Annotated in this window: 10 protein-coding genes; 9 read left to right on the forward strand and 1 reads right to left on the reverse strand. The window is 66.6% G+C overall.

The features are described from left to right. Positions 1-188: 188 nt before the first annotated feature. From ACPDIX_RS13890 to ACPDIX_RS13930, 9 genes are all read left to right on the forward strand, one after another. A complete protein-coding gene (locus tag ACPDIX_RS13890) occupies positions 189-1,319 on the forward strand; it encodes a M20 family metallopeptidase (RefSeq protein ID WP_423432402.1) in 1,131 nt (376 codons plus the stop codon). Positions 1,320-1,341: 22 nt separating this feature from the next. Next, complete coding sequence (locus ACPDIX_RS13895; RefSeq protein WP_423432403.1) at positions 1,342-2,673, forward strand: lipopolysaccharide biosynthesis protein; 1,332 nt, start codon at positions 1,342-1,344, stop codon at positions 2,671-2,673. A 161-nt stretch (positions 2,674-2,834) separates the two neighbouring features. Further along, positions 2,835-3,668 carry a 6-phosphogluconolactonase gene (locus ACPDIX_RS13900; protein WP_423432404.1) on the forward strand — a complete coding sequence of 278 codons (834 nt, stop codon included), beginning with the start codon at positions 2,835-2,837 and terminating at the stop codon, positions 3,666-3,668. Positions 3,669-3,828: 160 nt separating this feature from the next. Continuing rightward, on the forward strand, positions 3,829-3,966 hold the full coding sequence (gene rpmH, locus ACPDIX_RS13905; protein WP_423432405.1) for a 50S ribosomal protein L34: 138 nt from the start codon (positions 3,829-3,831) through the stop codon (positions 3,964-3,966). Between the two features lie 6 nt (positions 3,967-3,972). Further along, entirely contained in the window at positions 3,973-4,419 is a 447-nt protein-coding gene (rnpA, locus tag ACPDIX_RS13910; protein ID WP_423432406.1) for a ribonuclease P protein component, read from the forward strand. Continuing rightward, entirely contained in the window at positions 4,419-4,793 is a 375-nt protein-coding gene (gene yidD / locus ACPDIX_RS13915; protein WP_423432407.1) for a membrane protein insertion efficiency factor YidD, read from the forward strand. Before rnpA ends, yidD begins: the two co-directional genes overlap by 1 nt. A gap of 39 nt (positions 4,794-4,832) precedes the next feature. Beyond that, positions 4,833-6,662 (forward strand): membrane protein insertase YidC, encoded by a 1,830-nt coding sequence (gene yidC / locus ACPDIX_RS13920; protein ID WP_423432408.1) that lies wholly within the window; start codon positions 4,833-4,835, stop codon positions 6,660-6,662. A 94-nt stretch (positions 6,663-6,756) separates the two neighbouring features. Then, positions 6,757-7,221 carry a protein jag gene (locus ACPDIX_RS13925; protein ID WP_423432409.1) on the forward strand — a complete coding sequence of 155 codons (465 nt, stop codon included), beginning with the start codon at positions 6,757-6,759 and terminating at the stop codon, positions 7,219-7,221. Between the two features lie 203 nt (positions 7,222-7,424). Next, on the forward strand, positions 7,425-7,853 hold the full coding sequence (locus tag ACPDIX_RS13930) for a secondary thiamine-phosphate synthase enzyme YjbQ (RefSeq protein ID WP_423432410.1): 429 nt from the start codon (positions 7,425-7,427) through the stop codon (positions 7,851-7,853). A gap of 95 nt (positions 7,854-7,948) precedes the next feature. Here ACPDIX_RS13930 and ACPDIX_RS13935 read toward each other — a convergent pair whose 3' ends face one another. Continuing rightward, positions 7,949-10,735, reverse strand: coding sequence for a valine--tRNA ligase (locus ACPDIX_RS13935; RefSeq protein ID WP_423432411.1), 2,787 nt, complete (start codon positions 10,733-10,735; stop codon positions 7,949-7,951). Positions 10,736-10,892 lie beyond the last annotated feature (157 nt).

A 10,892-nucleotide genomic window follows, 5' to 3' on the forward strand; every position in this document is an offset into this window, starting at 1 on the left:
GTTCCGGGCCGGGGGGCGGCTCTTTGGCTTGCAGTTTTGCGCGAGGGGCTCCGGGTGTGGGGCGGCGTCTCTGAAGCGCGTGGAAGGGCGGCGTGTGATGACGCTGCCTGCGGGAGGGGGAGCTCGGGCTCTCGTAGCGTGGCGAGCGGGCTTGGCCGTTGGGAGGTCCCTGCCTACAGTGGGGGGCCATGTCGCGCGTGATCCAATGGCTGGCGGAGCTGGTGGAGCTGCCGAGTGTGAACCCGGCGTTTGTACCGCCGGGTGATCGGCACGCAGGCGAACAACGGGTGGCCGAGTATGTGGAACAGCGGGCGCGTGCAGCGGGACTGGAGACGGAACGGCAACGGGTGCTGGGAGACCGCGAGAATGTTTTGGTGCGCCTGACGCCGCGCGGGCGGGTGAGGCACCGGTTGGTTTGGGCGCCGCACATGGACACGGTCACGGTGTCGGATGAGCGCCAGTTGCGGCCGCGGCGGAAGGGAGATCGGCTCCATGGCCGGGGTGCATGCGATACCAAGGGGTCGCTGGCGGCGATGTTGTGGGTGTTGACGGAGGCCGCGCGGCGGGGGCGGCGGCCGGCCGGCACGGAGGTGATCCTGGCGGCGTTGGTGGACGAGGAGTACGGCCAGGCGGGTTCGCGCCGGCTGGCCCGGCAGGGGTGGAGGGTGGACCTGGCGGTGGTGGGCGAACCGACGGGACTGCGGGTGGTGACGGCGCACAAAGGGGTGTTGTGGCTGCGCTTGGTGTTGGAGGGTCGGGCGGCGCATGCTTCGACGCCCTGGCTGGGCCGCAGCGCGGTGACTGCGCTGGCGCGGGCGGTGACGGTGTTGGAAGGGCAGTACGCGCGGGCTTTGGCGCAGCGGGTGCATCCGTTGGTGGGGCGGCCGACGCTTTCGGTGGGCCGGATCGGCGGGGGACGGCAGCCCAACATTGTTCCGGACGAGGCCTGGGCGGAGGTGGATCGGCGCCTGGTGCCGGGAGAGAAAGCGGATGCCGTGTTGCGGGAGGTCCGGTCCTGCCTGCGGCGTCACGGGTTGCGGGTGCGGGTGGAATGCATGCAAAGGGCTGATTGCCCGCCGCTGGAGACGGACGCTTCGCATCCGTGGGTGCGGCGGTTTTTCGACGTGGTGGGGCAGGCACGGGCCGAGGGGGCGCACTTTTTCTGCGACGCGGCCGTTCTGGCCGCGGGAGGCATGCCGGCGGTGGTCCATGGTCCGGGGGACGTGGCCCAGGCGCACACACGGGATGAATGGGTGAGCGTGGCCCAGGTGGAGACGGCCTGCCGGCAGTTGGCGGCTTTGCTCGAGGGATTGCCCTGAACGTGGTGAGGGGATGATGCACATGAGCGAGGGGCGAGGACACGGCGCGGGGTTGGATTCGGTGGCTTCGGACCGGGCGACCTTTTTCCGGCAGAGCAGCTGGCTGATGGTGGTGAACCTGGTCACCGGGGTGGTGATGTTGGGGGTTCATTTTCTGGCCAAGCTGATTCCCCCGTCGGAGTACGCCACGGCTGTGACGTTGTTGACGCTGACAGTGTTGATCCCGGCGATTCCTTTGCAGATGGTGGTGGCCCAGCAGACGGCGGCCGATCTGGCGCTGGCCCGCTTTCGGTTGTTGGCGGGGAAGATTCGGGGTTTGTGGGGTTGGTTGACGCTGGCCTGGGCGGTGGGAGCCACGGTGGTGGTGGTGCTGGAACCTTTCCTGAGCCGGAAACTGACGATTTCGGACCCGGCGGCGATCTGGGTGACGTTGCTGCTGATGCTGGGGTGTCTGTGGATGCCGGTGGTGTGGGGGATGTTGCAGGGGGCGCAGAATTTTCTGTGGTTGGGCATTTCGATGCTGGCGAACGCGGTGGTCCGTGTGGGGACGGCCTTGTTGTTGGTGTGGTTTTGGCGACCGGAGGCCACGAGCATCATGACGGCGGCCCTGGTCGGTGTGGTGGCGTCCGTGCTGGTGGGGTTGTGGCAGAGCCGGGGGATCTGGACGGGGCCGGCTGAGCCGCTGGCCGCGCGGGCGCTGTTGCGCCAGACCTTGCCGTTGTTTCTCGGGTTTGGCGTGACGCTGTTTCTTTTCAGTGCGGACACGGTTTTCGTGAAATGGTGGTTCCCGGGGGAGACCGCCTGGTACGCCAGTGCGGGCACGTTTGCGCGGGGCTTGATCTGGTTGGTGGGGCCCTTGGCGGCGGTGATGTTTCCAAAGGTGGTCCGGAGCACGGTGCGGGGTGAGGACGGCAATCTCCTGGCGATGACGTTGGTCAGCACCGCGGTGTTGGTGGGTGTGTCGGGCGTGGGACTGTGTGTGGTGGGGCCGTGGCTGATTCGATTCGTTTACACGCCTGAGTACGTGCGGCCGACGATGGCGATCCTGCCGTGGTATGCTGCGGCGATGGTGCCGCTGGCGCTGGCCAACGTGCTGGTGAATCATCTGCTGGCCCGGAGCGATTACCGGGTGGTGCCGTGGCTGGTGGGGCTGGCGTTCGTGTACGTGGCCGGGTTGCTGGTGTTTCACGCCAGTCCGGTTCAGATCCTGCATGTGCTGGGGGTGTCGTGTACGTTGATGTTTGCGATCTGCTGGTGGTTTGTGAGACGGCCGGCGCCGGTGATGGCGGGGGTGTCATCGGCGCAGGCCATGGATGAACGGGCATGGTCCCAGCCCGGCGGCGGTGCCTCGTAGTGCCGGGGTCGGATCCGGTGGGCCGGGTGCCGGCCCCTTGGGTGCACCCCGGTACGGGGCGGGAGGTAGGGCGCGGCTTTGGTGGGGTGGCGACGCGGCCTCGTTGGATGGGGCAGGGACCGGTGTGGACGTGGAGAGGGAGCGTTCGGCACGATGAAGGTATGAGAACCGGAAACGATCGGTCGGGCGACGGGAAGTGCGCCGGTTTGGGGTCCTGGTTGAGGCGGGCGCGGGCCCGGATGGTGTCGAACGAGCCCGAGGTTCGGGTCTGCAGCGATGCGGCCCGGATGTCGCGGTTGGCGGCCCGGCGGGTGGTGGCGGTGGTTCGTGCCCGGCCGGACGCAGTGATCGGGCTGACCACGGGTGCATCACCTCTGGGGCTGTACGAGGAACTGGTTCGGATCGGTCGGGGCAGACCTGGTTTGTTCCGGCGGGTGCGTTGGGTGGAGCTGGACGAATGGGGCGGGTTGGCCCCGGGGGAGGAGGGATCGAACGAGCGCTATTTGTGGGATCGTTTACTGGGTCCGCTGGGTGTGTCGAGGAGGCGGTACGCGGGATGGAACGGCATGACGGATACGCCGGAGGCCGAATGCCGGCGGATGGCGCGCTGGCTGGCGTTGCACGGGCCGATGGATCTTTGTCTGTTGGGGGTTGGGGCGGATGGTCACCTGGCCATGATGGAGCCGGGTCCGGCTGTTCAACCGGGGCCGCACGTCGTGATATTGAGCGCGGGAATGCGCAGGCATCCCATGCTGGGATCTGCGTGGAAGAGGGTGAGATGGGGTTTGAGCCTGGGGATGGGTGACATTCTGGCGTCACGTGAAATTGTGTTGCTGGTTTGCGGGCCTTCCAAGGAGGCGGTGTTGTGGCGTTTCTGGCGGGAACGGGTGGTGACGAGCTGGTTTCCCGTGTCGTTTCTCTGGTTGCATCCGCGCGTGAGGATTTTTTGCGACGCGGCGTCGGGTGGGTGTCTGGGGGTGGGGCGAGTCGAGTGACGGGGAGTGGGGCGCGTGGGAGCGGTGTGGCACCGGGCGGGGTTGCTTGACAGGCCGGGCGCCGCGGATAGCCTGTTGGACTCCGGTCCGGGGCCTGGGTTTCACGCGGCCGCGCCTGTTGCGGGGCCACCCGGCCGGCTGGGTTTGAGGAGACGCGGTTATGAAGCGAACGTATCAGCCATCGAAGATTTGCCGGAAGCGGCAGTACGGGTTTCGGGCCCGCATGGCCACCAAGGGCGGGCGCGACATTCTGCGCCGTCGCCGTCGGAAAGGACGCAAACGCCTGACGCCGGTGTGATGCCGGATGAGGGCGGAAAGGCGTCGGTACCGGCTTCGCAAGGACCAGCGGTTGAAGCTGGGTCGGGACTTTGCGCGGCTGCGTGCCGAGGGCCGTCGGATGGCGTTGGGCTGTTTGATTGCCAACTGGTTGGAGGCGCCCGGGCGGTCATGCTCGCGTGTAGGGGTGGTGGTGGGGCGGAAGGTGGGCGATTCCACGGTGCGGAACCGGGCGCGGCGGTTGTTGCGCGAGGTGTTCCGGTTGCATCAGTGGGATCTGAAGTCGCCGGTGGACCTGGTTTTGGTGGCGCGGCCTTCGATCGTGGGCAAGCGGTATCAGGAGGTCGAGGCCGATTTTCTGCAGATCCTGGGGCGGGCCGGGTTGTTGCGTTCGGCGGGTGGAGGACGGGACGACGGGAGTGTCGGCACGGGGTCGAGCGGGTCTCCGGCCTGGGACGGGGGTGGTGAACGGTGATGCAGTTCGGGCGGCGAATCGTGCTGGGAATTTTGCGGGGGTATCAGTGGTGGGTGTCCCCATTGTTGTCGGTGATTTGCGGTCCGGGGTGGGGGTGCCGGTACCGGCCGACGTGCTCGGTTTATGCGGCCGAGGCGGTTCAACGGTTTGGCGTCCGGCGGGGGGGCTGGCTTGCGCTGCGGCGGCTGGCCCGGTGCCATCCGTGGGGAGGGAGCGGGTGGGATCCGGTGCCGGCAGACTGGGCGGACGGTCCCTCCCGCTCGCGGCAGTGCGGTGAAGGCTCACGGTGGGCCGGGCACGGTGGCGCCCCGGCGGATCCCTGCGGGTGCGGCGGCCATTCGTCGTCTGCGGCGGGGGCGGGCAGGCTGGGATGAACCCGGGCGTGTGAGGATGGGGCGAGGACATAAGGTTTCATGGATCGAAAGTCGCTGATCATTCTGGTGATTTGTCTGGGGCTGCTGGCGACCTGGCCGGCCATCGTGGCGCGGTTGTATCCGCCGCTTCCGCGACCAGCGGAGGGACCGGCCGAGACGGGTGCTCCGCCTGCCACGCTGGTTGAGACCGTTTCCACGAACGTCCCCGCCGAGTCGCTGATGGCGGTGACGGGGGCGCCGCCGGTGGTGAAGGAGGCGGGGCATGTGCTGTCGTTGCTGCTGCCTCCGGCGGAGGGCCAGGAGGAGAGCTTGGTGGTCACGGTGGGGGACGCCCGATACACGTTCACCTCGCGCGGGGGCGGGTTGCAGAGGGTGGAGCTGCTGAAGTACCCGGAGACGGCGGGCCGTCGGGTTCGGGTAAACGGGCACACGAACGAGGTGGCGGAACTGAATGGAGGGGCGCCGGTGCCGGTGCTGGCGTTGCTGGGCGATCCGCGGTGGGTGGAGGACGGCCGGTTTCGGCTCGAACAGGCCGGTTCGACGATTCGTGCGGAGAAGGTCCTGAGCAACGGGGTGCGGATCATCAAGGAGTTCGAGCCGGGCGGCAACTACCTGGTGCGGGTGCGGGTCCGGTTCGTCAACGAGGGGGATGCCCCTGTGACGGTTCCGGTGCAGGAATGGGTGGTGGGTACGGCCGCGCCGATGGGGATTGATGACGACGGACACCAGGTGGGGTTGATGTGGTTCGACGGAGAGGACACGCACGAGACGCTGGTTTCGTGGTTCGAAAACCGGGGATTTCTGTCGTGTCTGGGGCTGGCGCGGCCGCGACCGCGGGCCGAGTACCGCGCGGGGGAGAGCAACGTGGTTTGGGCGGCGGCGCAGAACCGGTTTTTTGCCCTGGTGGCGATGCCGCGGCAGCCGGCGTGGCAGGTGGTGGCGCGCCGGGTGGAGCTGCCTCCGTTTGAAGCCGTGGACGCGCCGGCGCGTGCGCGTGCGCTGCCGCAGGGTTGTCTGACGGCCCTGGTGTATCCGGGACGCTCTCTGGCACCCGGCGGCACGTGGGAGGAGGAATGGCACCTGTATGCGGGGCCGAAGGAGTATCGGACGCTGGCGCGTGTGGCCAGTCGTTTTGAAAACGAGGTGGACCTGGTGATGGGCTACGGGGGGTTCTTCGGGTTTTTTTCGAAGGCCCTGCTGCTGTCCATGAACTGGCTGCACGACGTGGTGGGGTTGTCCTACGGCTGGGCCATCATTGCCATCACGGTGATCATCAAGGTCCTGTTCTGGCCGCTGACACAGGCCAGCATGCGTTCGATGAAACGCATGGCGGCGTTGCAACCGCAGATGAAGGCGCTCCAGGAGAAGTACAAGGACGATCCGGCCAAGCTGAACAAGAAGATGATGGAATTTTGGAAGGAGCACCGAATCAATCCGATGAGCGGATGCCTGCCGATGCTGTTGCAGATGCCGGTGTTCATCGGGTTTTTTTACATGATTCGGAGTGCCATTGAGTTGCGGGGCGCGCGCTTTCTCTGGGTGGCGGATTTGTCGAGGCCGGACACGCTGTTTTATCTGGGCGGGTTTCCGGTGAATCTGTTGCCGCTGATCATGGGTGCCACGATGTTGTGGCAGTCGCATCTGACGCCGCCCTCGCCGGGGATGGACCCTGTGCAGCAGCGGCTGATGCGGTGGATGCCGCTGATGTTCCTGGTGTTCCTCTATCATTTTTCCGCCGGGTTGACGCTTTACTGGACGGTGCAGAACCTGCTAAGCATCTTGCAGATCAAACTGACGCGGGCCATGGAGTCGGAGCCTGTGCCGGCGCCTCAAGCGCCCAAGACGATTCCGCCCAAGAAACGCCGGTAAAGCGATCCGCTGCGGCACGGGTCTGAGGGCCGGGTGTGAACGGGAGGGATGCGGGCCGTCCGCGGAGCCGGGATGCGCGGCGCGTGAGAACGATATGCCAGCCGACGCCAAAGCGACATTGGAACGCCTGCTGAACCTGTTGGGGTTCGAGGCCACGGTCGTCGAACATCGCCTGCCGGAGGGGACCTTCCTGGAGGTGCAGACACCGGACGCCGGCCGGCTGATCGGGCGGCAGGGGCAGGTGCTGTCGGACCTGCAGTATTTGACCAACCGCCTGCTTCATCAGCAGGATCCGCAGGCGCCAAAGGTCACGGTGGACGTCGGCGGGTATCGTGCCCAGGCGCGGGAGGCCCTGGTGCGGAAGGCGCGTGAGGCGGCGGAAAAGGTGCGTCGCTGGGGGGACATTGTGGAGCTGGAACCCATGAACGCCTTCGAACGCTGGGTGGTTCATCAGGCGCTCAAGGATGATCCCACGGTGGAAACCTCCAGCGTGGAGGTGGAGGGGTCTGAGCTGAAGGCGATTCTGGTGCGGCCTCGCCGCGGCGGAGCGGCGGCGTGACGGCCGACGGGGCGGTTGGTTGTGGTGTGCCGGAGACCTGCGGCGCGCGGTGGTTTTCTTTCCTTGTTCGGGCCCGAGCGGAGGGGACGACCGCGGCGGGCTCCATTTTTCGTGGAGGGCGTTGACTCGGGGGGCGGGCATTTGAAGCAGCCCGACGGGGACACGGATTGGTTGGAAGGTTCACAGGTTCGGAGGCGAATTTCATGAGTCAGTTGCGGCAGGTCATGCGGGAATTTGCGGTAGCGACCCGCGGGCGCGGTTTTTACGAGATTACGCGCGAGGTGGCGTCGTGGTTGCGTGAGGCCGGCGTGCGTGACGGCGTCGTGACGCTGCACATCCAGCACACGTCGGCCTCGCTGTTGATCCAGGAGAACGCCGATCCGGAGGTGCGCCGGGATCTCGAACGATTTTTTGCGCGGTTGGTGCCGGATGGGGATCCGTTGTTCCGGCACACGTTGGAGGGGCCGGACGACATGCCGGCGCACGTGCGCACGGCGCTGACGGCCGTGAACCTGAGCATACCGGTTTGTGGGGGTCGGATGGTGCTGGGTACGTGGCAGGGGATTTACGTTTGGGAGCATCGCCGGGAGCCGCACCGGCGGGTGGTGGTGGCGCATTACGTGGGCGAGTGAGCTGCCCGGGGCGGGGGCGGAGAGTTCTCAGGCCGGTTCGGTGGGGCACCGGCGTGGAAGGCTTGTCGCGGCACGAATGGGCGGTGGTTGGGGGATCAGCTCTGGAGGACTTCCAATGCGGAGCGGGTGTGTTCGGCCTTGTCCCGCCATTCGGCCAGGCGTCGTTGGTGTTCCTGCAGGACGTGCGGCGGGGCCTTGGCTTGGAACTGCGGGTCGTTGAGGCGTTGTTCCAAGCGGCTGATTTCGTTCAGGATTTTTTCGAGCTCGCGGGTGAGGCGCGCGGTTTCGGCGGCGACGTCCACCAAGCCTTCCAACGGCAGGTAAAGGTCGCCGAGGGCCGTCCGGCAGGTGGGGGTGCCGCGTCGGGGCTCGGCTGCGGGGTCGAGTTCGACGGTCTCGGCCTGGAGCAGGAGCTGGAGCACGCGGAGGTCGTGGGAGTCGAGTTCGCGCGCGGGTTTGAGGATGAACCGGACCTTGCGATTGGCGGGGACACCGGCCAGGCGGCGGAGGTTACGGCCCTCGGTGACGAGGGCGTACCGGGCGTTGACGAATTCGTGGATGGCGTCGTCGAGGCGGAAGCGTTGTCGGAGTTCGTCGGGCAGTGGCCGGGGCCAGGGGGCGAAGAGGATGGTGCGACCGCCGCGCTCCGGTTCGCAGCGTGTGGCGAAGCCCATGCCGTGCCAGAGTTCCTCGGTGATGTGGGGCAGGAAGGGGTGGAAGAGGCGGAGGGTGTGTTCGAGGACGAAGTCGATGACTGCGAGGGTGTTTTCTTTCTGGCGGGGGTCACCGCCCTGCAGCACGGCTTTGGCGGCCTCGACGTACCAGTCGCAGTATTCGCTCCAGAAGAAGCGGTAGAGGGTTTGGGTGACTTCGCTGAAGCGGTACTGGGCGAACGCGTCGTGGATTTCGCGGATGGCGGTGTCGAGTTTGATCAGGATCCAGCGGTCGTCCGCGGTGAGGAGGGCAGGATCGGGCTGTGGGGTGGATGCGGACGGGGTACCCTGGAGCTGGCGGAAGCGGCAGGCGTTCCAGAGTTTGTTGCAGAAGTTGCGGCCCAGTTCGACGTCTTTTTCGTCGAAGAGGACGTCCTGACCGAGCGGGGCGCTGCGCATGGTGCCGAAGCGGAGGGCGTCTGCGCCGTAACGGTCCATGAGCTCGAGCGGGTCGGGTGAGTTGCCGAGGCTCTTGCTCATTTTGCGGCCGAGCTTGTCGCGGATGATGCCGGTGAAATAGACGTTGCGGAAGGGCACGTCGTTCATGAAGCGGAGGCCGGCCATGATCATGCGGGCGACCCAGAAGAAGATGATGTCCGGGCCGGTGACCAGGTCGGTCGTGGGATAGAATCGCCGGAGGGTGGGGTTTTGGCGGTCCAGGTCGGGTTGGCCGGTCCATCCCATGGTGGCGAAGGGCCAGAGCCAGGAGCTGAACCAGGTGTCGAGCACGTCCGGATCTTGTGACCAACCGGCGGAGGAGAGTTGTTCTTGGAGGGAGGGGTTGGAGGTGGCGACGACGAGGGTGAGATCGTTCCGGCGCCAGGCGGTTTCGGGGTCGTCTGCCGGCAGGTGGGCTTCGGCGTTTCGGAGGGCGCCTTCGTCGGGGAAGGTGCGGCTCCAGACGGGGATGCGGTGGCCCCACCAGAGCTGGCGGCTGATGCACCAGTCTTTCAGGTGGGTGAGCCAGTGGGTGTAGGTTTTGACCCAGCGTTCGGGGTGGAAACGGATTTGCCCCTGTTCGACGACCTGGCGGGCGCGTTCGACCTCCGGATAGCGAAGGAACCACTGTTCGCTGAGCCGGGGTTCGATGGGGACGTGACTGCGCTGGCTGTAGCCGACGCGGTGGGTGTAGTCCTCGGTTTTGACGAGGAACCCGAGTTTTTCGAGGTGAGTGACGACGGCCTTGCGTGCCTCGGTGCGGTCGAGGCCTGCAAATCCGTCGCCTGCCTCGGCGGTCATGCGGCCGTCCGGACCGATGACCACGGTGAAGGGCAGGTTGTGGCGGAGGGCGATTTCGTAGTCGGCCGGGTCGTGGGCCGGGGTGACCTTGACGCAGCCGGTGCCGAACTCGGGGTCCACGGCTTCGTCGGCGACGATGGGGATGGACTTGTTGCGCAGGGGCAGGAGGACGCGCCGGCCCACCAGGGCGCGGTAGCGTTCGTCGTGCGGGTGCACGGCGACGGCCTCGTCGCCGAGCATGGTTTCGGGCCGCGTGGTGGCCACGACGAGGTGGCGGTCTGGCAGAGGTTGGTCCCGGTCATCGAGGAGGGGGTACCGGATGTGCCAGAGGTGGCTTTTTTCCTCGACCCATTCGACCTCCTCGTCGGAGAGGGCGGTGCGTGCGGCGGGGTCCCAGTTGACCATGCGCAGGCCGCGGTAGATGAGGCCGTCGCGGAAGAGGGCGACAAACACCTTCTGGACGCAGCGGGAGTAGTCCGGGTCCATGGTGAAGCGGAGCCGGGACCAATCGCAGGAGCAACCGAGGCGTTTGAGTTGTTGGATGATGATGTTGCCGTGTTTTTCCTTCCAGGCCCAGACGTGTTCGAGGAATTTTTCGCGCCCGAGCTCCTCGCGGTGTTTCATGATTCCCTGTTTCCGGAGGGTTTTTTCCACGACGGCCTGGGTGGCGATGCCGGCGTGGTCGGTGCCGGGCAGCCAGAGGACCTCGCACCCTTCCATGCGTGCCTTGCGGGCCAGGATGTCCTGGATGGTGTTGTTGAGCACGTGGCCCATGTGCAGCACGCCGGTGACATTGGGCGGCGGGATGACGATGGAATAGGCGGGTTTGGGGGAGGCCGGGTCGGCCGTAAAAAACCCGCTTTGTTCCCAGGTGGCGTACCATTTGGGTTCCACCGCCCGTGGGTCGTAGGCTTTCGGAATGTCACTCATGGCCTGTGCACTTTAGCGAAGAGTGGAATGCTGCGGCAATCCCGGGTCGGGCAGGCCCGGACCGATGGGGTGTGGCCGGTGTCTACCGGGCGTGGCGGTGGGCTTGGGGAATCCGGCCGGCTGATCAGGGGACCGGCTGCTGGTGGGGGACTTTGAG

The sequence above is a fragment of the Limisphaera sp. 4302-co genome, assembly GCF_049537155.1.
GTDB lineage: Bacteria > Verrucomicrobiota > Verrucomicrobiia > Limisphaerales > Limisphaeraceae > Limisphaera.

Excerpts from the sequence above, each read along its gene's own strand:
- rpmH (WP_423432405.1), top strand. The coding sequence starts at position 3,829 with ATGAAGCGAACGTATCAGCCATCGAAGATTTGCCGGAAGCGGCAGTAC.
- ACPDIX_RS13895 (WP_423432403.1), top strand. The coding sequence starts at position 1,342 with ATGAGCGAGGGGCGAGGACACGGCGCGGGGTTGGATTCGGTGGCTTCG.
- ACPDIX_RS13935 (WP_423432411.1), bottom strand. The coding sequence starts at position 10,735 with ATGAGTGACATTCCGAAAGCCTACGACCCACGGGCGGTGGAACCCAAA.
- rnpA (WP_423432406.1), top strand. The coding sequence starts at position 3,973 with ATGAGGGCGGAAAGGCGTCGGTACCGGCTTCGCAAGGACCAGCGGTTG.
- yidD (WP_423432407.1), top strand. The coding sequence starts at position 4,419 with ATGCAGTTCGGGCGGCGAATCGTGCTGGGAATTTTGCGGGGGTATCAG.
- ACPDIX_RS13925 (WP_423432409.1), top strand. The coding sequence starts at position 6,757 with ATGCCAGCCGACGCCAAAGCGACATTGGAACGCCTGCTGAACCTGTTG.
- ACPDIX_RS13890 (WP_423432402.1), top strand. The coding sequence starts at position 189 with ATGTCGCGCGTGATCCAATGGCTGGCGGAGCTGGTGGAGCTGCCGAGT.
- ACPDIX_RS13930 (WP_423432410.1), top strand. The coding sequence starts at position 7,425 with ATGAGTCAGTTGCGGCAGGTCATGCGGGAATTTGCGGTAGCGACCCGC.
- yidC (WP_423432408.1), top strand. The coding sequence starts at position 4,833 with ATGGATCGAAAGTCGCTGATCATTCTGGTGATTTGTCTGGGGCTGCTG.
- ACPDIX_RS13900 (WP_423432404.1), top strand. The coding sequence starts at position 2,835 with ATGAGAACCGGAAACGATCGGTCGGGCGACGGGAAGTGCGCCGGTTTG.